Below are 25,322 nucleotides of genomic sequence, written 5' to 3' on the forward strand. Positions count from 1 at the left end.
GGGAAGGTGGTGGCACGGTGTCTTCACTCACATCGAGGCGTCACAGGGTGGCGTGGAATGAGCGGTGTAAACATGCACCTCATAGCTAGAGAGTCACCTTGCAACAATCTGAAAATAAAAGAAAATATCTTGTTCTTCCGATGTAATGCGGGTCTTTCCCTCTGGTAGCGGGCGGGAATTTCTTGCCCCCGCTTGAAAAAAGTTGGAAACGCCGCTTGACGATGCACGGGCGTAGCCATAATACACCCCAACGTTCAGCAATGAACGGGCAGCGAGCGGTTGTAGCTCAGTTGGTTAGAGTACCGGCCTGTCACGCCGGGGGTCGCGGGTTCGAGCCCCGTCAACCGCGCCACCGCTGTCCAGCCCAGGATCCGGGCCAATGGGTTCAAGACATATGCGCGGTTGTAGCTCAGTTGGTTAGAGTACCGGCCTGTCACGCCGGGGGTCGCGGGTTCGAGCCCCGTCAACCGCGCCATTTCTTTCCCCTTAAGTAGCGCCAGAGTTGTGTTAGGATTTCCTTTACGTACCGAGCGTGAGGGAGAATGAGATGGCAATAAAGGTAAAGACCAAACTGCCGAAACCGTCCAAGAAAATGCTGACCGTGTCCGGCGTCGATTTTGAAGCGTTATCGACCATTCTGGACAAACGGCCAACCTGGGGCAGCTATAATGCCAACCCGAGCCTCATCCCAAAATACGACAAGTCCAAGAAGGTGACCGAGATCACCTTTGCCTTAAAGCCAGAGATGACGCTTTTGAAGTGGAAGGAGCAGTCAAAAAGCACCAAGGACCGGCAGGCCGAGTGGAACCGGATGGTCAAGGCTTTGGAGAAATATCTGGGAAAGTTGCACGCACTGGCACTGGAAGCCGCGGCCAAATCCATCAAGGAACTCGAAGGAATGGATCTGGACAAGTCAAGCTTCACCTCAGCGGCGAAAAAGATCAAAGAAGGCATAAAGAAAGCCTCACAGGACTATGACGACAAACAGTTGGGTGGCTACAAGCAAGGCGTTGAACTGAAAGACGTACCGCCCGATCCGGCAGAAGTGAAACGGTCGATCTCCAGCCCCAAGCTGGTCACATATTCCGTCGTTGGGAACACCATTCAGCAGGTGTTCGATAACCTCAACAAGCGCCAGTTCTGGGGGCGCTACCGTTCGAACGCATCGATGAGCGCCTCTTTTCAATTGGATGGCCATATCAAGACTATAACAATCACTGCCAAGCCGATCATTACCATGCCCAAGTGGAAAAACTACTCGAAGGGAAACAAGGGTCAAAAGGGCAGCTGGGACACGATGTGGAAAAAGCTGAAGGCCCACGAGGACAATCACCACAAGATTTTCAACGAATGTGTGGATGCCTTTGAAGCTGACCTGACCGAGGAAAACGTCAAAAAGGCAGACTTGCCTACCCATTGGAAAGACGAAACGCAAGGATGGCAGGACAAGCAGGACGCCTATGATTCACCTGGCCAATCGGATCACGGCAAGAACGAAGGCGTGGTGCTGGATATGTCCCACGACCCCTGACAATGAGGCGGGCACCGGCCAGAAAGCGGCCGGTGCCGACCGCGCGCTAGTTCAACGCATCCAGAATCCGCGCCCACGAACGGATGCCTTTGTGGAAGCTTTTGACATCGTACTTTTCATTCGGAGAATGGATGGCATCATCGTCGTTGGCATAGCCGACCAGCATCGAATCCAGCCCCAGAATGGATTTGAAGAACCCGACAACCGGAATCGATCCGCCCATGCCGGTAAAGACGGCCTCGCGGTCCCATTCATCCGACAGCGCGCCTCGTGCGGCTTCGAATTCGGGGCGGGTGATATTCATGACCGAAGCGCGTGAACCTTCCAGATCGTTGTCCCAAACGATCTTGGCATCTGGCGACAGGCGATCCTGAACGTGTTTGCGGATCTTGTCGCGCAGGGCGTCGGGATCCATGTCGCCGACCAAGCGGCAGGTGATCTTGCAATGTGCTTCGGACGGGATCACGGTTTTGGAGCCAGCTCCGTTGTAACCGCCCCACAAGCCATTGACCTCGAGCGTCGGACGCGCCCATTGCTGTTCCAGTGTCGAGTACCGTTTCTCGCCGTGGGCTTGCGAATAGCCGACGGAATTGAGGTATTCCGCCTCGTCGAAACCGCAACCTTCCCATTGGCGCAACTGGTCGGCAGGCACTTCATGCACGCCTTCATAGAACCCTTCGACAGCCACGCGCCCGGTTTCCTCGTCATAAAATGACGAAACGATCCGCGAGAGTTCGCGCAGCGGGTTCAGGCCCGGCCCGCCATAGTGGCCGGAATGCAGATCGATACGGGGTCCGACAATGGTAAACTCATCCTTGAGCATGCCGCGCAGTTGCGATGCGATCGAGGGCACGCCACGGGACACCATCGAAGTGTCGCAAACCAGCGCCAGATCGGCCTGGAGCTCTGCGGCGTTTTCCTGAAGGAACGGGATAAGAGAAGGTGAACCGGATTCCTCTTCGCCTTCAAAGAAAAAGGTGATGCGGCAGGGCAGTTTGCCGTGAACGGCCTTCCATGCACGACAGGCTTCGACAAAAGTCATGAGCTGGCCTTTGTCATCTGAAGAGCCGCGCCCGCGAATGACCTGCCCATGGTCGGTCTCTTCGAGGGCAGGGTCGAACGGATCGCGCTTCCACAAATTCAGCGGGTCAACGGGCTGCACATCGTAGTGACCATAAAACAGCACGTGCGGCGCGGAGCTGTCTTCTCCAACGTGACCAACGACCATCGGATGGCCCGGTGTCATGCGCTTTTGCGCGGCGATGCCGATGGAGTTGAGATCGGCAACCAACCAATCAGCCGCCTTTTCGCATTGCTCCTTGTAAGCCGGGTCGGTCGAAATCGACGGAATGCGCAGCAGTTCCATCAACCGGTCAATGGCAGCAGGCAGATCGGAATCGATCCGGTTGAGTACGGGGTCTAGCGACATGGAAAGCTCCTGAGTGATCAATTTTCGGGGAGCCTAGCACCGGCGGCAGGACAGTCCAGTGCAAGGGTGCGAGAAATCATGTACTATGATGGAATCCGGGCGCTGCCACGCGGCTGCGTCGTTTCCTCGCGCCGGTGCGCCGGAACTTTGCTTGTTTGAGCGGTCTTAAAAATATATTTGATGCAAATCAAAGCTGCGTCGTCTTGCCGGACTATAGGCAGTTGATCTGAAGGTACATGAAAGATATTCATTCATGAACGTGAATTTGTTGGCGTTGGTGGATGGCTCCGGAAGCTTGAAATGGGGAAAGCGGACGGATGATGAAGGAGACACCAGTGGACTATACTGCTCAGCTCGATTCCGCGATTGCCAAGCTGCATGAAGAGGGCCGTTACCGGACCTTTATCGATATCGAACGTCGCAAGGGGCAATTCCCGCATGCGGTCTGGACACGTCCCGATGGCAGCCAGAAGGACATTACGGTCTGGTGTGGCAACGACTATCTGGGCATGGGACAGCACCCGGTTGTTCTGGCCGCCATGCACGAGGCCATCGACGCCACCGGGGCAGGGTCGGGCGGCACCCGCAACATTTCGGGCACTACCGTTTATCACAAGCGCCTTGAAGCCGAACTGGCCGATCTGCATGGCAAGGAAGCGGCGCTTTTGTTTACCTCTGCCTATATTGCCAATGACGCAACGCTTTCGACGCTGCCCAAGCTGTTTCCAGGCCTGATCATCTATTCCGACGCGCTCAACCATGCCTCGATGATCGAAGGCGTGCGCCGGAATGGCGGGGCCAAGCGTATCTTCCGCCACAATGACGTCGCTCATCTGCGCGAACTGCTCGAAACTGACGATCCGGCCGCTCCCAAGCTGATCGCCTTTGAATCGGTCTATTCGATGGACGGTGATTTTGGCCCAATCGAAGAGATTTGTGATCTGGCCGACGAATTCGGCGCGCTGACCTATATCGACGAGGTGCACGCGGTCGGCATGTACGGTCCCCGCGGTGGCGGCGTGACCGAACGGGACAGGTTGGCGCATAGGATCGACATCATCAACGGCACGCTCGCCAAAGCCTACGGCGTGATGGGCGGCTATATCGCGGCCAGCGCCAAAATGTGCGACGCGATCCGGTCTTACGCGCCCGGCTTCATCTTCACCACGTCACTGCCGCCCGCAGTAGCGGCCGGAGCGGCTGCGTCGGTTGCGTTCCTCAAGCAGGCGCCGGAATTGCGTGAACAACACCAGACGCAGGCCGGCGTTCTCAAGCTGCGCCTCAAGGGGATGGGTTTACCGCTTATCGACCATGGCAGCCACATTGTACCCGTAATTGTCGGCGATCCTGTCCATACCAAGAAATTGAGCGATATGTTGTTGAACAACTACGGCATCTACGTTCAGCCGATCAATTTCCCGACCGTCCCGCGTGGAACCGAGCGTTTGCGCTTTACTCCATCACCAGTGCATGGGCCCAAAGAAATGAACCGTTTGGTTCAAGCTTTGGACGAACTTTGGTCACATTGTGCGCTAAATCGCGCCGAACTTGCCGGATAAGGTGAGGCCAAGGTGTGCAACTCGTTTGCAGCGTGTTAGTCTTACGGTAACAAAAGCACGAGCGAATCGTTATGGGGACGATTGACAGCTACGTGTAAGAATCGCGGCAGGCAACATGGGGCGGCAGGAATGATTGGGCGCAGCAATCAGCGCGACTCCGGAGAAGTTGATATCGGCAGACCCAAAGGGTTTGACGACTTCGAGCTACGACTTGGCGATGTGATGCGCGGTGAGCGCGCGACAATGGGCAAGTCGTTGCTGGATGTTCAGCGTGAGTTGCGGATTAAGGCCAACTATATAGCTGCCATCGAAAATGCTGAACCCGAAGCATTCGACACGCCCGGCTTTATCGCCGGGTATGTGCGTTCTTACGCCCGCTATCTGGGCATGAACCCGGATGAAACATTTGCCACATTCTGCGAGGAAAGCGGGTTCGAAGTTGCCCATGGCATGTCCGCCGAGGCGTCGGTGGTCAAGAAATCAACAGGCGCTTTGCCCGCGCGTGGCCCGATGGGGCGAGATCCCTTCATTTCCCCCAATACACCTTTCGTTCCGGGCAAGGATTCCTTCTTGAGCCATGTGGAGCCGCGCGCTTTGGGCTCGCTCTTTGTGCTGGTGGCGATGATCGTCGGTATCGGATATGGCGGTTGGACCGTACTTAAGGAAGTTCAGCAGGTCCAGGTCGCCCCGGTCGAACAAGCACCGCTCGTGCTGACCGATCTCGATCCGCTGCAAGAGGCGCGCAACCGTGAATCGGTCACGGAAACGGCTGGGATAACAAAGCCTTCCTCCGATGCGCTTGACCGCCTGTACCGGCCTCAAGCGCTGGACGTGCCGGTACTCGTGGCCCGTGACGCGCCGATTTCGACCCTTGATCCCAGAACCGTCGGATCCTTTAGAGCACCGGAGCTTCCGGAAGTGCAGGTCGCGGAATTGCAGCGGGCAGCGCCGCATCCAGTCACGCCCCAGGTTCTGGAAGAAGCTGGACCATCGCTGACGATGGTTGCGGTACGCCCGTCGTGGGTGCGGGTGACAGCGGCAGATGGGTCGACGATCTTTGAGAAGATCATGGAGTCGGGCGAAACCTATGAGGTGCCGCTGACCGAAGAACCGCCGACGCTGCGTGCAGGCGAAAGCGGCGCGATTTATTTCGCCACGAATGGTGAGCATTTCGGGCCTGTAGGCGAACGTGGAGTCGTGACCAAGAACCTACCGCTGTCAATCGGTGCGGTAACGGAACGCTATCAGGTCGCCGATCTTGGGCAGGATGACGATTTGGCCCGCATGGTTGCCGAGGCCCAGACTCAGATCGCAGAACAACCGGCCGAAGCGCCCAGCGAGTAATCCGACCATTGCAGGCACCGGGCGCGCGGCCTATGTATCTGCCACAACCGGAGCAGATGCGGACCAGACCTCATGTCGCTGAACCACGTGCGCCCGTGGCGCAATATCTATCGCCGCAAATCCCGTCAGATCATGGTCGGAAACGTCCCCGTTGGAGGGGATGCGCCAATTGCGGTGCAGACCATGACGAATACGCTGACAACCGACGTGGCCGCGACAGTGGCGCAGGTTCAGGCAGCAGCCGAAGCAGGCGCGGATATCGTTCGGGTGTCGGTGCCGGACGAAGCCTCGTCCAAGGCGCTGAAAGACATTGTGCGCGAAAGTCCGGTTCCCATCGTGGCAGATATTCACTTTCATTACAGGCGTGGCATCGAAGCAGCCGAGGCGGGCGCGGCCTGCCTCAGGATCAATCCCGGTAATATTGGCTCTCCCGACCGCGTACGCGAAGTCATCAAAGCGGCGCGCGACCATGACTGTTCGATCCGTATCGGGGTCAATGCGGGCAGTCTGGAAAAGCATCTGCTTGAGAAATACGGCGAACCGTGCCCCGAAGCGATGGTCGAAAGCGGGTTGGAACATATCCGCATCCTGCAGGACAACGACTTTCACAATTTCAAGATCAGTGTGAAGGCCAGTGACGTGTTCCTCTCTGCCGCCGCGTATCAGGGCATTGCCGAAGCGACCGACGCCCCGATCCATCTGGGTATCACCGAAGCGGGCGGGTTGGTTTCAGGCACAATCAAATCCGCAATCGGCCTGGGCAACCTGTTGTGGATGGGCATTGGCGATACCATCCGTGTCAGCCTGTCCGCAGATCCTGTGGAAGAGGTCAAGGTCGGCTTTGAGATTCTGAAATCTCTGGGCCTGCGCCACCGGGGCGTCAACATCATCTCTTGTCCCTCTTGCGCCCGCCAGGGGTTCGACGTGATCAAAACGGTTGAGACGCTGGAAAAGAGGCTGGAACACATCAAGACGCCGATGAGCCTGTCGATCATTGGTTGTGTTGTGAACGGGCCGGGCGAAGCGCTGATGACAGACGTGGGCTTTACCGGTGGCGGTGCTGGATCCGGCATGGTTTATCTCGCCGGAAAAGCCAGCCACAAGATGTCGAACGACCAGATGGTCGATCACATCGTCGAAGAGGTCGAGAAAAAGGCGGCGGAGCTGGAAGGCTTGAAGGACGCCGCAGAATAGGAAAAAGCCCCCAACGCAGCGCATTGGAGGCTTTTGTCGAAGCTGCGCGTCAAGCTCAGCTTCTTTGACCGCGGATGTCTTCGACGATCAGTTCCATTTGCTCGGCGGGCACATAGCCGCGCAGCATTTCGGATTCCAGAACAAAGGTCGGCGTGCCGGAAATTTTCAGCCGCTGCGCCAATGCGCGGGTCTGCGCAATTTCGCGGGTCACATCGTCGCTGTCCATATGTGCGATGATGGTTTCGGTTTCCAGGCCAAGCCCGTCCGAGATGCGACGCAATGTGACTTCGGTCACATCTCCGCCGAACTCAATCAGGGCGTCATGGACCTGTTTGTATGCTTCGTTACCAGCGGTCTGTTTGGTAGCGACCGCAAAGCGCGAAGACAATACAGATGCCTCTCCCAGAATTGGGAACTCTTTGATGATCAAACGGATGTTGCCGTCTTGTTTCAGAAGTTTGGCGACCTCGGGAACGGCTTTGCGGCAATAGCCGCAACGGTAATCCATGAACTCGACGAGGGTGATGTCGCCTTCGGGGTTACCACCGACCCAGCTGTAACCGTCGTCGAACAGCGCATCGGCATTGGTGGCAACCAGTTCAAGATCGGCTTGCGCTTCGGCAACGGCCTGCCTTTCCTCAAGGATGTTGATCGCCTCGAGAATTACCTCGGGATTATCCAGCAGATACTCGCGTACCTGGGCACCAAAGGCGGCCTTTTCGTCGTCGGTCATGTCGCTCAGGTCCGTAGCCTGCGCAGGACCGGAAATCAGTGTCAGGCCCAAAAGGGCCGGGGCGGCAAATCGGAGCATTATCTTTTCCTTTTCCGTGCTCGTTCCGATGCAATTAGTACGTCTTGTGCGCGCTGCCAGCCCGGCGAGCCTTCGGGCAACTGTCCGACAGCACGTTTGGCATGAATTCCTGCGTCTTCCAATCGGCCTTGCAGAGCAAAGCGTTCCGCAGTGACCATAGAGGCCATGCCGTTTTCGCTCGCTTTGGCATAAGCCATCGCCAAATCGTGCATCATTCGGATATTACGGTAGTCCCGTGCTCGGGCCTTTTCCAGTGTCTCCAATGCAGATTTGGTCTGACCCGCGCCCAAAAGGGCACGCCCGTATCCCGCCAGGATCAGCGCATCATTGGGGGCAAGATCGACCGCTTTCCCGTATTCTGCCACGGCGTGTTGCAGCTCGCGGTTCTCCAGCAGGATCTGCCCCTTGAGCTCATGATAGAACGGATCGTCCGGCCGTATTGTCAAAGCGCCGTCGATGGCCGCAATCGCGTTGGGAAGGTCGCGGTTGAGATGGTAGGCCACGGCCTCGCGCATCAGCCGGATGTCACGGTGTTGTTCTTCACGCGCGCGGCGCAGGGTCCAGGAAGAGGAACGGGTGAAAGCCGACACCTTGCCCTTGATCCGGGCAAACCAATAGTCGGCAATTGGATTGGGGCTGGATTTGTCGCCGTAGGCGGCCAGAAAATCCTCGGCCGCGCGGAGCCTGTCTCGGCTCAACGGGTGAGAGCGCATATAGGGGTCTTGCAGCGCCGGTGACAGCAACTCCTGACCCGCAAAAGCGCGATGCAGATCGACCAGGCCCTTGGGCGACACATCTGACCATTGCAGAAAGCTGGCCGCGGAACGGTCGGCCGAGGCCTCTTCAGCGCGTGTATGGCTTAGAAAACCGCGCAATGCAGAGGCTGAAGTGCCAGCGGCAATACCACCGGCCGCTTCGCCAGCTCCGGCGGCGGCGGCGATCAAGGCAAGTGCGGTGCCAAGCGTCGCAACACGTTGCGCGCTTTCCAGATTGGCGGTGCGGCGGGCCAGATGACCATTGGTTATGTGGGCGGCCTCGTGCGCGATAACGGCCTGAAGCATTTCGGGCGTATCAACTTTCAGAATCAGGCCATAGTTCAAAAAGATCGTGTTGTAGTCGATGACGAAAGCGTTGAAACTGTCGTCGTCGACCAGCAACACCCTCACGCGGTTGGTGTTCAACCCCGCCGCGCGCAGGATCGGAAACGCCAGTTCGCGCAGGCCATGTTCGATATCCGGATCGCGCAAAAGACCGACCGCATATACCGGTGCGGCCGTCACAACCCAAAGGACAGCCGTCAAAAACAAGGCCGGGATTGACGCCAGCCGGGATACGCGGTCAAAAGCCATGCTCGCAACATGGGAGATGGGCATGCGAAACTCAAGCCGATCCGAGGTTGATCCTTTTATCGTGATGGACGTGATGGAGGCCGCCCGCAAAGCCGAAGAGGCCGGTCGCCGCATCATCCACATGGAGGTCGGCCAACCCGGGACCGGCGCGCCGAAAGGCGCCATCGAAGCGCTTGGGGCTTCGATGCACGATGAGCCATTGGGTTATACCGTGTCACTGGGAATTCCCGCCCTGCGCCAGCGCATCTCACGTCTTTACGGCGACTGGTACAATGTCGATCTGAATCCCGACCGCGTGGTTATCACGCCGGGATCTTCGGGCGGGTTCCTGCTGGCTTTTACGGCGTTGTTCGATACCGGGGATCGCGTGGGCATCGGTGCACCGGGATACCCTTCATACCGTCAGATCCTCAAGGCTCTGGGTTTGGTGCCGGTCGATATTCAGACGGCCGCAGAAAACCGCCTGCAACCTGTACCCGTTGATCTGGCGGGGCTGGAACTGGCCGGGCTGATGGTGGCATCACCCGCAAACCCAACCGGTACTATGCTGGATCGAAATGCGATGGGCGCCCTGATTGATGCGGCCCGGGGGCAGGAGGCTTCGTTCATCAGCGACGAAATTTATCATGGGCTCGAATATGAAGCGAAGGCGGTCACGGCGCTGGAACTGACCGACGAGTGCTATGTGATCAACTCGTTCTCGAAATACTTCTCGATGACGGGCTGGCGGGTCGGCTGGATGGTGGTGCCCGAGGATCAGGTGCGCATTGTGGAACGCATTGCCCAAAACCTGTTCATCTGTGCCCCGCACGCAAGTCAGGTTGCCGCCCTGGCCGCAATGGAATGCGACGACGAATTGCAGGCCAATCTGAGTGTTTATCGCGTAAATCGCGACTTGATGCTGCAGGGCCTGCCCAAAGCCGGGTTCACCAATATCGCGCCGCCGGATGGGGCTTTTTACGTGTATGCGGATGTTTCAGAGCTGACCAACGACAGCCGGGCCTTTGCCGCCGAGATATTAGATAAGGCGGGGGTCGCCGTCACACCCGGCCTAGATTTCGATCCGGTGCGAGGACATACCACATTGCGGTTCTCCTATGCCCGCTCGACAGCGGATATTGAAGAGGGGCTGGAACGGCTCAAAACATTCATGCAGTCGCGAACCTGAACAGGTCAAGGCCGTTCACAAATCGATCGGCTTGATATAGGGTCCGCGCGAACGATCTCGGGGATGCACTGAGGCAATGAGCAGGATCGCCACTCTTTTTGCGCTCGTCTGGGTGCTGGTTTCCGGTGCGCAGGCACAGGAATTTGGCGGTCTCGCGCGGGTCGTCCCCGAAGACAGTCAAATAACCAGCCTGGGCAACAAGGGCGTGTCGCTTCAATTGGCGCTGAGCCAGGGCGTGCCTTATCGCCTGTTCACGCTTGATGCGCCTCGCCGGCTGGTGCTGGACTTTCAGGAAGTTGATTGGACCGGTTTAAAAGGCGACAGGTTTTCACGCACCGATCGGGTGGGCGCGGTGTTATTCGGCACCTACGTGCCGGGCATGTCCCGCATGGTGGTGGAACTTGCGTCTCCCATGACCGTTGATCGGGCCGAATTGCAGGTCGACCCGGTGAGCGGTGGAGCGGTTCTGGAACTGGCCCTGCTCCCCGCGACCGAACCGGAGTTTGCCAAATCTACCGGTGCGCCACAGGATCGTCGCTGGGATGTCCCACCGCCAGAAAACCTGGACAGACCCGCGCCACGCGGACCGGATGCACCCCTGCGTGTGATGCTGGACCCGGGGCATGGCGGAATCGATCCGGGGGCCGAGACGGAACGCACGAACGAAAAGACCCTGATGCTCACCTTCGCGCGCGAACTGCGCGAATTGCTGATGCGCATGGAGGGGTTCGAGGTGATGTTGACGCGTGAAACCGATCACTTCGTTTCGCTTGAGCGGCGGATCACGCTGGCTCACCAGTTCGGCGCGGATGTGTTCATTTCACTGCATGCGGATGCCCTTGCCGAAGGACGGGCGCATGGAGCGACGGTTTATACCCTGTCGGATGAAGCCTCTGACGTCGCCAGCGCCAAGCTGGCGGAAAGGCATGACAGGGGCGACCTTCTGTCTGGCATCGATCTGAGCGATACCGACGATCAAGTGACCAATGTTCTGTTGCAGCTGGCCCGTCAGGAAACGCAGCCGCGAACCGAGACTTTGGCACGGGTTCTGGCAGACAGCATGGCGCAACAGGGCGGACCAATGAACAACAGGCCGCTGCGCGAGGCGTCGTTTTCGGTGCTCAAGGCCGCAGATATTCCGTCGGTTTTGATCGAACTGGGCTTCTTGTCGAGCCCGCGCGACCTCAAGAACATCTCGAACCCGGCTTGGCGTGCAACGATCGCCAAGGGCATTGTTTCCGGATTGGAGAGCTGGCGACGGACGGATACGGCAAACCGGGCCTTGGTACGCCGTTGACCTCTGGCCAAATCGCGGGTCGTGGCGTAATGCGGCCAAAATGCGCCATGTGTTTTGACCCGGCGACGGCGCGTGACTATATAGGCATCACCGCGGAATAAAGGCATCAACGTGATCCGGTTCGTACTCTCCTTCTTCGGGGCCATTTTCAGCCTCGTAACCCTTGGTATCTTCATGGCCGCCCTGACCATCGGAGGGGTGTTCTGGATGTATGGCCGCGACCTGCCCAGCCACGAGTCGCTGGCGCAGTACAAACCACCGACGATCAGCCGGATTTACTCGGGCGAAGGGCACCTGATCGACGAATTCGCACAGGAACGCCGCCTGTTCACGCCCTCCGAAGAGATCCCTGAACTCGTCAAGCAGGCATTCATTTCGGCTGAAGACAAGAATTTCTATGCACATCAGGGTTATGACATTCGCGGCATCGTTGCTGCGGGCGTCGAAGCGGTACGTTCCAAGGGCGAAAACGTGCGGGGTGCATCGACCATTACTCAGCAGGTGATGAAGAACTTTCTGTTGTCCGGCGACAGGCGCGCCGAACGTAAGATCAAGGAAATCATCCTTGCCACCCGCCTCGAAGAGACACTGAACAAAGAGCAGATACTAGAATTGTATCTGAACGAGATTTTCCTCGGCCAAAACTCCTATGGTGTCACGGCCGCAGCTCAGACTTATTTCAACAAGACGCTGCAGGAACTGACACCGCATGAGGCCGCAACGCTGGCATCGATGCCCAAAGCGCCTTCGGACTACCACCCCGTACGCCAAAAGGAGCGATTGCTGGCCCGGCGCAACTATGTGCTGCGAGAAATGCAGGAGAATGGTTTCATCGACAAGGCAACTTACGAGACCGAAGTCGAACAGCCCCTGCGTTCGGTGCAGAATGGCGATTTTGACAGTTTCCGCACCGCTTTGCCGCCGCGCGACTATTTCACCGACGAGATTCGCCGCCAATTGAGCGAGAATTTTGGTGAGGGTGAGTTTTTTACCGGCGGTTTCAGCGTGCGCGCCTCGATCGATGAGGAAATGCAGGTCGAAGCCGCGCGCGCCCTGCGCGAGGCGTTGGAAAAATATGACCGCTCGCGCGGTCGCTGGCGCGGAACTGACGTAACCCTGACCGAAGAACAGATGACCAGCGAGGAAAGCTGGCGTGCAGCGCTGGCTCTGACCGAGGTGCCACGCGATGTGATCCTGCCGACGCAGTGGTTTCCCGCTGTCGTGCTGGAGGTCTCGTCCGAGAAACTGACCGTCGGAATTGAGGGCGGACCCGCGGACGGTACTGTTCCACGTTCGGACATCAAATGGATGCAAGGGGATTTCGCCAAGAATTTCAAGCGCGGCGATGTGATTCTGGTTCTTCGGGGTGAAGACAGCCAATGGTCGGTGCGCCAGGTCCCCGAAGTGCAGGGCGGCTTTGTGGCGATGGACGTGAACTCGGGCCGTGTTCTGGCGATGCAGGGTGGGTTCAGCTATCAGGATTCGGTGTTCAACCGTGCCACGCAGGCATTGCGACAGCCGGGGTCCAGCTTTAAGCCCTTCGTCTATGCGGCGGCGCTGGACAGTGGATACAGCCCCGCGACCATCGTCGTGGATGCGCCCATCGAAGTGAACACGCCTCAAGGTTTGTGGCGCCCGAAGAATTCGTCGAACAAATTTTATGGGCCAACGCCTTTGCGGACGGGAATCGAGCAGTCACGTAACCTGATGACCATCCGACTGGCGCAGGAAGTGTCGATGCCGGTGGTGGCCGGCTATGCCGAACGGTTCGGCGTGTACGATCACATGGGGCCTTACCTGGCCAATTCGCTGGGGTCCCAGGAAACCACGCTTTACCAGATGGTGTCGGCCTATGCGATGTTTGCCAATGGCGGCGAGCGGGTACAGCCAACACTGGTCGACCGCATTCAGGACCGGTTCGGCAAGACGATCTATCGCCATGACAAGCGGGATTGTGTGGATTGCAATTCAGACCGGATCGCGCGCGATGCATCGCCCCGTATCGTGACCAACCGCGAACGCGTGATGGACCCGATCACCGCCTATCAGTTGACCTCGATGATGCGGGGTGTTGTCGAACGCGGGACTGCTGCGGGGGCGGTGAACCTGCCGGTGCCCACCGCTGGCAAAACCGGAACGACCAACGATGCCAAGGACGTGTGGTTCATTGGCTTCACCTCAAACATCGTCGCGGGCTGTTATATCGGTTATGACCAGCCGCGCCCGATGGGCCGTGCGGCTTACGGATCGTCGATGTGTGGCCCCGTCTTCCAGAGCTTTATGGAAAAGGCCGTGGCAAAGTTCGGTGGCGGACCGTTCGATGTACCGCCCGGCGGGCATTTCATCAAGATCGACCGTTTCACCGGTGCGCGCCTGCCGGATGATGCAACCGGGCAATATGTCGTGGCCGAGTATTTCCGGGACGGTGTCGACCCGATCTTTGGCCTGACCTTTGACGGCGGTTTCGCGATGGGTTCCGACCTGCCGCTGTTTGAAGAGGTCCAGCAGGCCGGTCAACAGGTGCGAACCTCGACCGGTCAGACCACCACGGTCGGACCCAAGGCGAATTTCGGCACGGTCAGTTCCGGCGGCCTTTACTGACCGCTTGCCCAGAGTTTGGGGCTGGTCTATCAGAACCCCTCAGTTGACCCGAATTTTGCAGGACTCATCATGCGCGCCGAAATACAAAACATCGTGGCGGATATCCAAAAGTCGCTCGAGCTTCTGGCTCAGCGAATGGACTATGAAACCGCGCCGTATCGGCTGGAAGAGTTCAACGCCCGTGTTGAAGACCCCAACCTGTGGGACAACCCCGAGAACGCGCAAAAACTGATGCGTGACCGGCAGGTTCTGGTAGATGCCATCGAAACCTATGAGTCGATCAAGACGGACCTCAACGACAATGTCGAACTGATCGAGTTGGGCGAGATGGAAGAGGATCAGGAAGTTGTCACCGATGCCGAAAACGCGCTGAAGTCGCTCAAGGGGAAGGCAGCGAAAAAAGAACTCGAAGCACTGTTGAACGGCGAGGCCGACGGCAACGACACGTTCCTTGAAATCAACGCCGGCGCAGGCGGCACCGAAAGCTGCGACTGGGCGTCGATGCTGGCACGGATGTATGTCCGCTGGGCCGAAAAAAAGGGGTACGACGTCGAGCTGCAGTCGGAAACACCCGGCGAAGAGGCCGGGATCAAATCCGTTGCCTACAAGATTTCCGGCCATAACGCCTATGGCTGGCTGAAATCGGAAAGCGGTGTGCATCGTCTGGTTCGAATTTCGCCCTTCGATGCGGCTGCCAAGCGGCATACTTCGTTCAGTTCGGTCTGGGTTTATCCGGTGGTCGACGACAATATCGAGATCGAGGTGAACCCGTCGGATATTCGCGTCGACACCTACCGGTCGTCCGGGGCAGGTGGCCAGCACGTCAATACCACCGACTCGGCGGTTCGGATCACTCACATTCCGACGGGGATCGTCGTGACCAGTTCGGAGAAGTCCCAGCACCAGAACCGGGATATCGCCATGAAGGCTCTGAAATCGCGCCTGTACCAGCAGGAGCTTGACCGCCGCAACGCCGAGATCAACGCAGCGCATGAGGCCAAGGGTGACGCAGGCTGGGGCAACCAGATCCGGTCCTACGTTTTGCAACCCTATCAGATGGTCAAGGATCTGCGCACAAATCACGAGACTTCGGACACCAAGGGTGTGCTCGATGGGGATCTTGATGGATTCATGGCGGCAACACTGGCGTTGAATGTATCAGGCAAAAGCCGGTCGGACGCACGGACGAAAGACTGATCCCCAAAAGATACATTCAAACAGTGGGTTTAAAAGAAATCGGACCGCGTCTAGGGTAGGCTCAACCATCAGATGTGAGCGCCTATGGACCTGACCCGATCTTCCGCGACCGAGCTGCTTTCCGCCATTTCCGAAGGCCACCTTTCGGCGGCGGAACTGATGCGTGCAACACTCGACCGGATCGCAACCGTCAACGACAAGGTCAACGCAATTGTCGCGCTGCGCGACAAGGACGAGTTGATGGCCGAGGCCGAGGCGCTGGATGCGGGTCCACGCCGCGGCGCGCTGCACGGGCTGCCGATTGCGGTAAAGGATCTGGTAAATGTGGCCGGTGTGGCGTCGACGCAAGGATCTCCGATCTTCAAGGACCATATCCCGAAATCAGATGACCTGATTGCCGCGCGGATGCGAGCGGCGGGGGCGATCTTGATCGGGAAAACCAATGTGCCTGAATTTGGTTTGGGGTCTCATACCTTCAACCCGGTCTATGGCGCGACCCGCAATCCCTATAATCCGGACTTGTCCTGCGGCGGCTCTTCCGGTGGTGCGGCTGTTGCATTGTCAACAGGGATTGTAGCCCTTGCCGACGGTTCGGATATGATGGGCAGCCTGCGCAACCCGGCTGCGTGGAGCAACGTTTACGGGTTCCGCCCCAGTTGGGGGCGGGTGCCGTCTGAGCCAATTGGAGACACGTTCCTGCATCAGCTTTCCACGCTGGGGCCAATGGCGCGTAGCCCCGAGGATATCGGGTTACTGCTCGACGTGATCTCTGGCCCCGACCCGCGTCAGCCACACCCATTTGCCAGCGATCCGGTGTCACCGGTCAGACCAGGTGAAGCGGATGGTCTGCGAATCGGATGGCTGGGCGACTGGGACGGGGCCTTCCCGATGGATGACGGCATCATGGCGCTTTGCGAAAGCGCACTGGAAGTGTTCCGGGCTATCGGGTGCTCGGTCGAGCCGGTGTCCCCGCCATTCGACGCCGAACAGATCTGGGACAGCTGGATCACCTTGCGCTCGTGGAGCGTCGCGGCAGGTCTCGCCCCGCTGGATGAAAAAAAGGCAATGCTCAAAGACAGCGCCCGCTGGGAAATGGATCGCGGATTGGCGATGACCGCGATGGAGGTGCATCGTGCCAGCACCATCCGGTCGGCGTGGTTCCGGCGCGCAGCCGCACTGTTCGAGGAATATGACGCGCTGGTGTTGCCCTCCGCACAGGTCTGGCCGTTCAATGTCAACCTACCGTATCCCGGTGAGATTGCGGGCCGCGCTATGGACACATACCACCGATGGATGCAGGTTGTCACTCCGGTCAGCCTTTTGGGCCTGCCCAGTCTGGCCGTTCCGGCGGGGTTCGGAGATTCGGGCCTGCCGATGGGTATTCAGATCTTCGGCCCGCGCGGCAGCGATGCAAGGCTGTTGGGTTTGGGCGCGGCCTATCACGCAAAAACCGAATGGCCGCAAAAACGACCGGCAATGTAAGTCTTGAAATCGCAGGGAGGAGTTCATGCAGAAACCGTTTGGCGTACCGCGTATGAAAACAGCCGATATTGGTATGCTGCGCGCGGCGCTTCGCCGGGGTTGGCGCGATTTCCTGCGCGCGCCTGTCTTTGGCCTGTTGTTTGCGGGCTTCTACGTACTGGCGGGTTGGGCAATGGCGTGGATTACGATCCAGACTGGAACCACGTTCTGGTTGGTTCTTGCAGCGATCGGCTTCCCCCTAATCGGCCCGTTTGCAGCGGTGGGGCTTTACGAGGTTTCGCATCGTCTCGATCAGAAGGAACCGCTGGATTACGGGGCGATTTTCGGCATTGTGGTTCAGCAAAGTCGTCGGCAACTGCCGTCGATATGCGCGATCATCGTTGTCGTGTTCCTGTTCTGGTTCTTCCTTGGTCACATGATCTTTGCGCTGTTTCTGGGGCTGTCGACCATGACGAATGTCTCGTCCTCATTCGAAGTGTTCCTGACCCTGAACGGGTTGACGATGCTTGCGGTCGGAACGGCTGTAGGGGCGGTGTTCGCCCTTTTGCTCTACATGATTTCCGTCCTGTCGATCCCGATGCTTCTGGATCGGGAGTTGGATTTCGTGACCGCCATGATCGCCAGCTTTTCTTACGTCAAGAACAACGCGGTTGTGATGCTCGGCTGGGCTGTGTTCGTTGCAGGGGTGACCTTTCTGGCGTTGCTGCCCTGGTTTTTGGGCCTGCTTGTCGTGTTGCCCTGGTTGGGGCACGCCAGTTGGCATCTCTATCGCCAGATCGCCACAGCCGATGAAGCGGCGCCCGACCAAGGCGGTGTGGCGGAAACCGCCTGACACAACTGGGCAAATGCGTTGGGCGTGAGCACCTGGTCATTCCGGCGGAGTTTCCCGCCCCATCGCAACCAGACGCGTGCGCAGGCTGGCGGCTTTGGTCAGTCCGGCCTCCAGCGCGAACACATAGGCATGGGTCAGGAAGAACCCACAGGCGGTTTCATCCGTCGCAGAGTCGGCGGCCTCTTCGTACAGATCAACCAGCGCCTGGCGGTCGCCGGCCTCATGCGCGGCAAGAAGCCGTGCATCCAAACGGTTCATTCTGCCGCCTGGCTGGTGCGGTGGGCCTGCAACCGACCAGCCACCCAGTCATGGAACAGATGCGTCGGGCCATCCATTGCAGGCGAGAACCGGCCACCGTCAAAGCCCGGAGCGCTGCGGCCCTTTTGCATGCTTTCGACCGCCATGATGTCTTCGACAAATACAACGCGCCATTGCTCGGCGTTCTTTTCCCTCAACGACTTCGAGGTGTCCGGGGTGGCATAGAATAGGTGGACCGTCTCCAGTGTCCGGTTGACGGACAAGGGGTTTAGGATGATCGCGAACATATGATCGCGCTGAACGCCGACCATGACATTGGGCAGAAATGTCAGATACTCACCTGCCGTGTCCCATTTGTCAGACAGGCCGGGGAAATCAGGGAATGTACTGCCATCCTCGTCGGTGATCTGGCGATAGACAAGAGTTCCCTGACCAGAAAATTTGCCTTGCTCCTGAATATGATAATGGTCCTCCAGCCGGGAATAGGAATTCAGTCCGGGGTGCACCCAGGGCAAGTGGTAGCTCTCGCAATAATTCTCGACCACGAGTTTCCAGTTGGTCTTCAGGTCCAGCTGCATCGTGCTTTCCGGTCCGCCGTGATAGACCGGCACATCGAATTCCTTCCAGCGTTCCAGCAAATCCGCGAAATATTCTGAAAACGGTGCGGCGTTGCCGGATACGTTGATGAATACGACCTCATTCCAGATGTGGCTGCGCACCTCGATCAGGCCCAGATCGTTCTTGTCGATATCCTTGTGAGTGTTCTGTCCCGGACCGCCGACATGAGGGGTTGAAACCAGCTTGCCCTGGGTGGAATAGCACCAGCTGTGATAGGGACAGCGGATGGCGCCTTCGATCTTGCGCGGCTCTTCGACCAGGATCATGCCCCGGTGGCGGCAGATGTTCTGAAACACCCGCACCTGACCTTCGCGATCGCGCAACAGCAGCAGGGGAATGCCCAGAAACTCCATAGGAACCGCGTCACCGGGTTCCGGCACGTCCGCAGTCACTGCAAGACCTGCCCAACCGTCCAGGAACAACGCGCGGCTTTCTTCGGCATGTACCGCAGGGTCGGTGTAATGCTCATTGGGCAGGCCGCGAGCCTGCTCAATGGGTTGCCGGACATCGGCCAGAGTGGTCATTGATGTGGTCATGCGCGTTCTCCTGAGCTTGCAGGAAGAGGCCACACAAAAACGTCTGCTGCTTGAAGCTTCGCGACTTCTATATTTCCCGAAGCGACATGACCGGTTCAGAGCCGGTCGGATCACAACGCGTGACCCGACGCATGAAGTCAGAGCGCGCCCGCTGAACTTGGCCGCGCGCAGGGTGGCTTCAGTCGCCGCGCAGCAAGGCCGCGACACCGGTCCTTGCGATCTCGGCCAACCCAAGCGGTCGCATCAGATCGGCAAAGGCGTCGATCTTGTCCGGCGCGCCGGTGATCTCGAAGATGAACGAGTTCAGCGTGCTGTCGACCACGTTGGCGCGAAAGATATCCGCCAGCCGCAGCGCCTCGACCCGCTTGTCGCCTTCGCCCACCACCTTGAGCATCGCCAGTTCCCGTTCGACGGACGCGCCTTCGACGGTCAGGTCATGCACGTCCCGGACCGAGACGATGCGCCCCAATTGCGCCTTGATCTGTTCGATCACCTGCGGCGTGCCGGTGGTGACGATGGTGATGCGTGACAGGTGGCCGGTGTGATCCACCTCGGCCACCGTCAGGCTTTCGATGTTATAGCCGCGGCCAGAGAACAACCCGATGACACGGGCCAGAACGCCGGGTTCGTTCTCCACCAGAACCGCTATCGTGTGCTTTTCCTGAACGTCCGAAAAAGTCGGCCGCAGGTTATAGGCGGAATGGCGGGTGGAACCTTGTTTGATATGTAGGGCAGACATTTACGTCCCTTTCTTCACTCAATTCATGCCCGTCCCATATGGGTCGGGAAATTCGCCGAATTCGGTTACACCAGCACCGCACCGCCGGCCTGGATCACACCCTGCGTCTCGGCCTCGCCCAGCAGCATCTCGTTATGCGCCTTGCCCGACGGGATCATTGGGAAGCAGTTCTCGTGCTTTTCCACCAGACAGTCAAAGATAACCGGGCCGTCATAGTTGATCATTTCCATGATCGCATCGTCCAGATCCGCCGGATCGCTGATGCAGATACCCTTGGCGCCAAAGGCCTCGGCCAGCTTGACGAAATCGGGCAGGGATTCGGACCAGCTGTGAGAATAGCGCTCACCATGCAGCAGTTCCTGCCACTGGCGCACCATCCCCAGGCGCTCGTTGTTGAGGATGAACTGTTTCACCGGCAGGCGGTACTGCGCGGCGGTGCCCATCTCCTGCATGTTCATTAACCACGAAGCTTCTCCCGCAACGTTGATCACCAACGCTTCTGGGTGCGCCATCTGCACCCCGATCGAGGCGGGGAAGCCATAGCCCATTGTGCCCAGGCCACCCGACGTCATCCAACGGTTAGGATCCTCAAAGCCCATGAACTGGGCCGCCCACATCTGGTGCTGACCGACCTCGGTACAGACATAACGATCGCGCCCCTTGGTCAGTTCCTCAAGACGTTGAAGCGCATATTGCGGTTTGATCGTTTTTTCGCTGTTGGTGTAGGCAAGGCAATTGACCTTCCGCCACTCGGCAATCTGCGCCTGCCACTGTTTGACAGCGGCGGCGTCTGTCTTGCGGCCGCGGGATTTCCACACTTTCAGGATGTCCTCCAGAACATGAGCCACGTCGCCGACAATCGGGATGTCGACGCGGATCACCTTGTTGATCGAGGAGGGGTCGATGTCGACATGGGCCTTTTTCGAATGCGGGCTGAAGGCATCGATGCGTCCGGTAATCCGGTCGTCGAAACGGGCGCCGATATTGATCATTAGATCACAGTCGTGCATGGCCATGTTGGCCTCATAAAGTCCATGCATACCCAGCATACCCAGCCAGTTATCGCCCGACGCCGGATAGGCGCCCAGCCCCATCAGGGTCGAGGTGATCGGGAATCCGGTCGCATCTACCAATTCGCGCAAAAGCTGGCTGGCCGCCTTGCCGGAGTTGATCACGCCTCCGCCGGTATAGAATACCGGCTTCTTCGCCGTTTCCATCGCGGCGACCAGTTCGGTGATCTCTTCAAGATCGCCCTTGAGAACAGGCTGATAGTGTGAGGTCGAAGGTTTAGGCGGCTGGTATTCTCCGCTGGCGAACTGGACGTCCTTGGGGATATCGACCAGAACCGGTCCGGGGCGACCGGCAGTTGCGACGTGGAACGCCTCATGAAGGGTCGCTGCCAGTCTGTCGGTATCCTTCACCAGCCAGTTGTGCTTGGTGCAGGGCCGGGTGATGCCGACGGTATCGGCCTCCTGAAACGCGTCCGATCCGATCATGAAGGTCGGTACCTGGCCGGTCAGAACAATGATCGGAATTGAATCCATCAACGCATCGGTCAGGCCTGTCACCGCATTTGTCGCACCGGGTCCAGAGGTTACAAGCGCGACACCCGGCTTGCCGGTCGATCGGGCATACCCTTCGGCGGCGTGCACCGCGCCCTGTTCGTGCCGCACCAGAATGTGGCGGATGTCGTTTTGCAGGAAAATCTCGTCATAGATCGGCAGGACGGCGCCACCGGGATACCCAAATACCGTGTCCACACCCTGATCCTTCAGGGCCTGAACCACCATTTTTGCTCCGGTCATCTCACGTGTCATCTGCTTTGCTCCATTGGCGACATGCGGTTTGGCATAAAAAAAGCCCCCGAACTTTCGGAGGCGCATGGGTTCGATTATGGTTTTCCGTTACCGGCCCATGCGCTTGGTTCCTACGATTACGACTAGTGTGGTCATCGCCACCGGCTCCTTCTTGCTGGCGGGGACATTATGGTCGGGGGCAAAGGGCGTCAACAGTCAATCTGGCGAAATCCGGATGCTTGGCGCTGTTTTCGCGACATTTTGTTGCGCAGATTGCCGCATGCGGGGAACATCCGCCAACAGCTCTGACAGAAAACTGAGCTGCGCCGCGAAATGAGGTCCAAAACCGTCAAGCCAATGTCCGAAACAGACCTGAACGGTTCCGGTACCGCTGCCACGCTGCAGGGACAGCGTGGAAGAAGGACACAAGTGCAAGGACCGTTTACATGAAGCTTTACGATTTGGTTGATTTGGGCCGCTATCCGATCGACAGGCGAGACGCGCCCGCCTACGCCCGTATGATCAAGGATCTTCGCCGCGAGCTCGGTGAAGATGGTTGTGCCGTTTTGCCCGGCTTTGTTCATGAACAAGGCGTTGAAACCCTTGTTCAGGAAGCCGATGCAGTGGCACCGATGGCGTATCGCTCTTTCAATCGCACCAATGCCTATTTCAGCAAGGACGACCCGGCACTAAGCCCCGGTCATCCGGTAAGGCGTTTTTATGACCGGTCGAACGCCTTTGTTCCGGCAGACAATTTTCCTGCGACAGGACCCTTGCGGCAAATCTACGAATTTCCGGGCTTCATGCCGTTCATTCGCGATGCGTTGAATGAAAGCCAAGATCGGTTTTTCCGTTATGACGATCCTCTGGCGGATGTGATCATCAACGTTGTCGAGGAGGGGCAGGGGTTCCCCTGGCATTTCGATACCAACAACTACACGGTGACGCTGGCAATCCAGAACGGTGAGACCGGCGGCGAGTTCGAGTACGCACCGAACCTGCGCAGCTCGGACGACGAGAATTTCGACAGTGTGGCCAGTGTTCTTGACGGAAACATGACACAGGTACGCAGGCTGGAGCTTCGCCCCGGTGATCTGCAGATCTTCAAGGGGCGGTATTCGCTGCATCGCGTGGCGCCGGTCCAGGGTGACAGAAAACGCTATGTAGGAATCTTCTCATTTGTCGAAACCGAGGGCATGTGCGGCGGCGTGGAACGGACCAGGCAGCTTTATGGTCGGGTTCTTCCGCATCATTTTGAACGTGAAGGGCGTCGTCTGGACAAGCTGCTGGACTAGCATCCCATTGGGCGGTGGCTCGAATTGATGGTTTCGGTCCGTGTTCGAGGTTGTCAGAACCCGACGCCGGTGCCTTGCAACATGCCGTGTTCCATCGCGTACCGAGTCAGGCCTGCGGTCGAGGAAATGCCAAGCTTGCGCTTGATGTTCTTGCGGTGCGTCTCGACGGTGCGCACCGAGATGTCGAGTACGATGGCAACTTCCTTGTTCGACTTGCCCTGCGCCAATTGTAGTAGGATCGTCTGTTCGCGTCCGGTCAGCGCCTCTCGCGCCTCATTCTCTTTTGGCTCCAACGATCCGATTGCGCCGGTGCACAGATACCGTTCGCCGCGCATCACGGCGTCGATCGCCTGTTTGATCTCGTCGGTCGGTACGTCCTTAAGCACATAACCCAAAGCGCCATGACTGAGCGCAGTTGAGATATATTCGGGGCTGTCATGCATCGACAGGATCAGGACGCGTGTTTCGGGCAGGCGCTCCAGGATCATCTCGGTGGCAGTCAATCCGCCCAGGCCGGGCATGTTGAGGTCCATCAGCACCACGTCCGGTGCCAGCGTTACGGCGTTCTCTACTGCCTCCTGGCCGTTTCCGAGCGTTCCGACCACCAGGATATCGTCGTAGCTTTCGAGAATCGACTGGATGCCCTCGGCAACCATGGGGTGGTCATCCACAATCAGGACACGGACAGGCTCAACGTTCATGTTCCGGCCTTTCTTTTCGGCAATGCTTCCTCGCCGGGAGGCAACAGGTGGCTGAGCGGCAGGCTGACTTCGATAACCGTGCCGCTTTGTGCCCCGCGTGATGACAGGATGCGCAAAGTGCCGTCAAGCTGTTCGATCCGTTCCTGCATGTTCCGCAGGCCGATGCCACGGGCAATTTCCCCTGGCTGCGACCGCAACCCGCGCCCGTTGTCGGCGATACGCATCGTCGCCCCCTTTTTGTGCCCGCGCAGGTCGATCGAGACATGCGAGGCACCGGAATGGCGTTCGATATTCGTCAAGGCTTCCTGCGCGATACGGTAAAGCGCGATCTTGCTGTCCTGATCTAACCTGTTGCGAAATACAACGGTGGTGAAATCGGTCTCGATGCCGGTGCGCTCGCGAAAGTCGTCAGTCAGCGCCTTGAGGGCTGGACCAAGGCCCAGATCATCCAGAACGCCCGGGCGAAGGTCGCGGCTGATCCGGCGCACTTCGGTGATAGCAGCCCCCAGATTTTCGATGCCCGTTTCCAACGGTTCGCGCGCGCCTTCGTCATCGCCGCGACCCAACCGCCGACGGGTGTTGTCCAGCGCATAACGGACGCCGACGAGGATCTGGCTGATACCGTCATGCAGTTCGCGGGCCACGCGGCCGCGTTCTTCTTCCTGCGCGTCGAAAACCCGCTGCGTCAGTTCCTTTAGCTTGGCATCCGCCAGCCGCCGCTCGCGGATGTTCAGCAACATGCCCGACAGGAACACGATCAAAAGCGCCGCCAGCACGATGGCCCCGATATAATAGAACGTGCGCTGGACCCTTGCCTCGACCTCGGCACGGGCGTTGGCAACCGTCGCCAGAATGTCGTCGATGAAAACGCCGGTGCCGACGGCCCATTGCCAGTCTTGCAGACCCACGACATAGGCGATCATCATCGCCTCTTCGCCGGTCGAGGGTTTTTCCCACATGAAACTGTGCCAACCTGCACCCTCGCGCGCAAGACGGATGAATTCATCAACGACGGGAATGCCATTGCTGTCGGTCAGCCCTTCCCAATTGCGGTTGATGAATTCGGTCTGCCGGGGACTGACCAGATTGGTGCCGTCATAGTCGTAGACGAAAAAGAACCCGTCCGTGCCATAGATCATCGCCGCCAGGATCTGCGCGACATGGATTTTGGCCTCCTGATCATCGGGCGAGGCGGGGCCGTAGATATAGCCGAACCCGTTGCGTGCCTGTGTCACGTAGTTCCGCAGTTCGTCCTTCTTGGTCTCGATCAGCCTCTTTTCCAGCGCCCTGATTTCGCGCTCGGCGGTTGCGCGGGCCTCGTACGCCACCATCACGGCAATCGCCGCCACCGCGACCACCAATGGGACAGCAGCGATCAAGGCCAGCTTCTGGGCGTAACTCAGCTTGATCAGTTCACGAAAAGACCGCATGCGCGAATCGTTACGCAATGGCGGCCGCAAAATCAAAAGGATTGCGGTATTTTTCGCCGCTCGCCCCGGCCAACACCGCTGGCCCGTTTCGTATCGGCGCAGGAAACCTGTGTTTATGGCCGAAAAAATGGGTGGTCTACGCAGTACTAGGTATT

General features: G+C 58.5%; 20 protein-coding genes and 2 tRNA genes. 13 read left to right on the top strand and 9 right to left on the bottom strand.

Features of this window, described 5'->3' with window-relative positions:
• The first annotated feature begins 275 nt into the window (after positions 1-275).
• From ACR0LZ_RS10145 to ACR0LZ_RS10155, 3 genes are all read left to right on the top strand, one after another.
• Positions 276-352: transfer RNA gene (locus ACR0LZ_RS10145), tRNA-Asp, on the top strand.
• A 46-nt stretch (positions 353-398) separates the two neighbouring features.
• Positions 399-475 (top strand) — tRNA-Asp (locus tag ACR0LZ_RS10150).
• 72 nt (positions 476-547) lie between these two features.
• Positions 548-1,531 (top strand): DUF922 domain-containing protein, encoded by a 984-nt coding sequence (locus tag ACR0LZ_RS10155; protein ID WP_480749686.1) that lies wholly within the window; start codon positions 548-550, stop codon positions 1,529-1,531.
• A 46-nt stretch (positions 1,532-1,577) separates the two neighbouring features.
• Here the strand turns inward: ACR0LZ_RS10155 and ACR0LZ_RS10160 are convergent, their stop codons facing one another.
• Complete coding sequence (locus ACR0LZ_RS10160) at positions 1,578-2,960, bottom strand: M20/M25/M40 family metallo-hydrolase (RefSeq protein ID WP_480749687.1); 1,383 nt, start codon at positions 2,958-2,960, stop codon at positions 1,578-1,580.
• 335 nt (positions 2,961-3,295) lie between these two features.
• On the opposite strand from ACR0LZ_RS10160, the gene hemA reads away from it, so the two are divergent.
• From hemA to ispG, 3 genes are all read left to right on the top strand, one after another.
• Positions 3,296-4,519, top strand: a complete 1,224-nt coding sequence (gene hemA / locus ACR0LZ_RS10165; RefSeq protein ID WP_480749688.1) for a 5-aminolevulinate synthase — start codon at positions 3,296-3,298, stop codon at positions 4,517-4,519.
• Between the two features lie 129 nt (positions 4,520-4,648).
• Positions 4,649-5,863, top strand: coding sequence for a helix-turn-helix domain-containing protein (locus ACR0LZ_RS10170; RefSeq protein WP_480749689.1), 1,215 nt, complete (start codon positions 4,649-4,651; stop codon positions 5,861-5,863).
• Positions 5,864-5,935: 72 nt separating this feature from the next.
• Positions 5,936-7,057 carry a flavodoxin-dependent (E)-4-hydroxy-3-methylbut-2-enyl-diphosphate synthase gene (gene ispG, locus ACR0LZ_RS10175; protein ID WP_480749690.1) on the top strand — a complete coding sequence of 374 codons (1,122 nt, stop codon included), beginning with the start codon at positions 5,936-5,938 and terminating at the stop codon, positions 7,055-7,057.
• A 55-nt stretch (positions 7,058-7,112) separates the two neighbouring features.
• Here ispG and ACR0LZ_RS10180 read toward each other — a convergent pair whose 3' ends face one another.
• Positions 7,113-7,868, bottom strand: a complete 756-nt coding sequence (locus tag ACR0LZ_RS10180; RefSeq protein WP_480749691.1) for a DsbA family protein — start codon at positions 7,866-7,868, stop codon at positions 7,113-7,115.
• On the bottom strand, positions 7,868-9,241 hold the full coding sequence (locus ACR0LZ_RS10185) for a M48 family metalloprotease (RefSeq protein WP_480749692.1): 1,374 nt from the start codon (positions 9,239-9,241) through the stop codon (positions 7,868-7,870). The genes ACR0LZ_RS10180 and ACR0LZ_RS10185 overlap by 1 nt, the downstream gene beginning before the upstream one ends.
• On the opposite strand from ACR0LZ_RS10185, the gene ACR0LZ_RS10190 reads away from it, so the two are divergent.
• The 6 genes from ACR0LZ_RS10190 to ACR0LZ_RS10215 all read left to right on the top strand — a co-directional run bounded on the left by ACR0LZ_RS10190 (position 9,240) and on the right by ACR0LZ_RS10215 (position 17,794).
• Entirely contained in the window at positions 9,240-10,385 is a 1,146-nt protein-coding gene (locus ACR0LZ_RS10190; protein WP_480749693.1) for a pyridoxal phosphate-dependent aminotransferase, read from the top strand. The genes ACR0LZ_RS10185 and ACR0LZ_RS10190 overlap by 2 nt on opposite strands.
• 76 nt (positions 10,386-10,461) lie before the next feature.
• Positions 10,462-11,682, top strand: coding sequence for an N-acetylmuramoyl-L-alanine amidase (locus ACR0LZ_RS10195; RefSeq protein ID WP_480749694.1), 1,221 nt, complete (start codon positions 10,462-10,464; stop codon positions 11,680-11,682).
• Positions 11,683-11,793: 111 nt separating this feature from the next.
• Positions 11,794-14,283 (top strand): penicillin-binding protein 1A, encoded by a 2,490-nt coding sequence (locus tag ACR0LZ_RS10200; RefSeq protein ID WP_480749695.1) that lies wholly within the window; start codon positions 11,794-11,796, stop codon positions 14,281-14,283.
• A 69-nt stretch (positions 14,284-14,352) separates the two neighbouring features.
• Complete coding sequence (gene prfB / locus ACR0LZ_RS10205; RefSeq protein ID WP_480749696.1) at positions 14,353-15,480, top strand: peptide chain release factor 2; 1,128 nt, start codon at positions 14,353-14,355, stop codon at positions 15,478-15,480.
• Positions 15,481-15,564: 84 nt separating this feature from the next.
• Entirely contained in the window at positions 15,565-16,962 is a 1,398-nt protein-coding gene (locus ACR0LZ_RS10210) for an amidase (RefSeq protein WP_480749697.1), read from the top strand.
• A 25-nt stretch (positions 16,963-16,987) separates the two neighbouring features.
• Positions 16,988-17,794, top strand: coding sequence for a DUF2189 domain-containing protein (locus ACR0LZ_RS10215; protein WP_480749698.1), 807 nt, complete (start codon positions 16,988-16,990; stop codon positions 17,792-17,794).
• Positions 17,795-17,830: 36 nt separating this feature from the next.
• Here ACR0LZ_RS10215 and ACR0LZ_RS10220 read toward each other — a convergent pair whose 3' ends face one another.
• From ACR0LZ_RS10220 to ACR0LZ_RS10235, 4 genes are all read right to left on the bottom strand, one after another.
• A complete protein-coding gene (locus tag ACR0LZ_RS10220) occupies positions 17,831-18,052 on the bottom strand; it encodes a hypothetical protein (RefSeq protein WP_480749699.1) in 222 nt (73 codons plus the stop codon).
• Entirely contained in the window at positions 18,049-19,206 is a 1,158-nt protein-coding gene (locus ACR0LZ_RS10225) for an aromatic ring-hydroxylating oxygenase subunit alpha (protein ID WP_480749701.1), read from the bottom strand. Before ACR0LZ_RS10225 ends, ACR0LZ_RS10220 begins: the two co-directional genes overlap by 4 nt.
• Before the next feature lie 178 nt (positions 19,207-19,384).
• Positions 19,385-19,945, bottom strand: coding sequence for an acetolactate synthase small subunit (gene ilvN, locus ACR0LZ_RS10230; protein WP_480749702.1), 561 nt, complete (start codon positions 19,943-19,945; stop codon positions 19,385-19,387).
• 65 nt (positions 19,946-20,010) lie between these two features.
• A complete protein-coding gene (locus ACR0LZ_RS10235) occupies positions 20,011-21,762 on the bottom strand; it encodes an acetolactate synthase 3 large subunit (RefSeq protein WP_480749703.1) in 1,752 nt (583 codons plus the stop codon).
• A 425-nt stretch (positions 21,763-22,187) separates the two neighbouring features.
• Between ACR0LZ_RS10235 and ACR0LZ_RS10240 the strand changes: the two genes are divergently transcribed.
• Positions 22,188-23,036 (top strand): HalD/BesD family halogenase, encoded by an 849-nt coding sequence (locus ACR0LZ_RS10240; RefSeq protein ID WP_480749704.1) that lies wholly within the window; start codon positions 22,188-22,190, stop codon positions 23,034-23,036.
• 53 nt (positions 23,037-23,089) lie between these two features.
• Here ACR0LZ_RS10240 and ACR0LZ_RS10245 read toward each other — a convergent pair whose 3' ends face one another.
• Together ACR0LZ_RS10245 and ACR0LZ_RS10250 are read right to left on the bottom strand one after the other, a co-directional pair.
• Complete coding sequence (locus ACR0LZ_RS10245; RefSeq protein WP_480749705.1) at positions 23,090-23,737, bottom strand: response regulator transcription factor; 648 nt, start codon at positions 23,735-23,737, stop codon at positions 23,090-23,092.
• Positions 23,734-25,167, bottom strand: a complete 1,434-nt coding sequence (locus ACR0LZ_RS10250; protein ID WP_480749706.1) for a cache domain-containing protein — start codon at positions 25,165-25,167, stop codon at positions 23,734-23,736. The genes ACR0LZ_RS10245 and ACR0LZ_RS10250 overlap by 4 nt, the downstream gene beginning before the upstream one ends.
• Positions 25,168-25,322 lie beyond the last annotated feature (155 nt).

Source organism: Ruegeria sp. CI1 (genome assembly GCF_056536925.1).

What these genes read in the sequence shown, in the direction of transcription:
- ACR0LZ_RS10155 (WP_480749686.1), top strand. Translation starts at nt 548, where the DNA reads ATGGCAATAAAGGTAAAGACCAAACTGCCGAAACCGTCCAAGAAAATG.
- ACR0LZ_RS10240 (WP_480749704.1), top strand. Translation starts at nt 22,188, where the DNA reads ATGAAGCTTTACGATTTGGTTGATTTGGGCCGCTATCCGATCGACAGG.
- ACR0LZ_RS10190 (WP_480749693.1), top strand. Translation starts at nt 9,240, where the DNA reads ATGCGAAACTCAAGCCGATCCGAGGTTGATCCTTTTATCGTGATGGAC.
- ACR0LZ_RS10215 (WP_480749698.1), top strand. Translation starts at nt 16,988, where the DNA reads ATGCAGAAACCGTTTGGCGTACCGCGTATGAAAACAGCCGATATTGGT.
- ACR0LZ_RS10220 (WP_480749699.1), bottom strand. Translation starts at nt 18,052, where the DNA reads ATGAACCGTTTGGATGCACGGCTTCTTGCCGCGCATGAGGCCGGCGAC.
- ACR0LZ_RS10160 (WP_480749687.1), bottom strand. Translation starts at nt 2,960, where the DNA reads ATGTCGCTAGACCCCGTACTCAACCGGATCGATTCCGATCTGCCTGCT.
- prfB (WP_480749696.1), top strand. Translation starts at nt 14,353, where the DNA reads ATGCGCGCCGAAATACAAAACATCGTGGCGGATATCCAAAAGTCGCTC.
- ACR0LZ_RS10195 (WP_480749694.1), top strand. Translation starts at nt 10,462, where the DNA reads ATGAGCAGGATCGCCACTCTTTTTGCGCTCGTCTGGGTGCTGGTTTCC.
- ACR0LZ_RS10225 (WP_480749701.1), bottom strand. Translation starts at nt 19,206, where the DNA reads ATGACCACATCAATGACCACTCTGGCCGATGTCCGGCAACCCATTGAG.
- ispG (WP_480749690.1), top strand. Translation starts at nt 5,936, where the DNA reads ATGTCGCTGAACCACGTGCGCCCGTGGCGCAATATCTATCGCCGCAAA.
- ilvN (WP_480749702.1), bottom strand. Translation starts at nt 19,945, where the DNA reads ATGTCTGCCCTACATATCAAACAAGGTTCCACCCGCCATTCCGCCTAT.
- ACR0LZ_RS10185 (WP_480749692.1), bottom strand. Translation starts at nt 9,241, where the DNA reads ATGCCCATCTCCCATGTTGCGAGCATGGCTTTTGACCGCGTATCCCGG.
- ACR0LZ_RS10245 (WP_480749705.1), bottom strand. Translation starts at nt 23,737, where the DNA reads ATGAACGTTGAGCCTGTCCGTGTCCTGATTGTGGATGACCACCCCATG.
- ACR0LZ_RS10210 (WP_480749697.1), top strand. Translation starts at nt 15,565, where the DNA reads ATGGACCTGACCCGATCTTCCGCGACCGAGCTGCTTTCCGCCATTTCC.
- ACR0LZ_RS10180 (WP_480749691.1), bottom strand. Translation starts at nt 7,868, where the DNA reads ATGCTCCGATTTGCCGCCCCGGCCCTTTTGGGCCTGACACTGATTTCC.
- ACR0LZ_RS10170 (WP_480749689.1), top strand. Translation starts at nt 4,649, where the DNA reads ATGATTGGGCGCAGCAATCAGCGCGACTCCGGAGAAGTTGATATCGGC.
- ACR0LZ_RS10250 (WP_480749706.1), bottom strand. Translation starts at nt 25,167, where the DNA reads ATGCGGTCTTTTCGTGAACTGATCAAGCTGAGTTACGCCCAGAAGCTG.
- ACR0LZ_RS10235 (WP_480749703.1), bottom strand. Translation starts at nt 21,762, where the DNA reads ATGACACGTGAGATGACCGGAGCAAAAATGGTGGTTCAGGCCCTGAAG.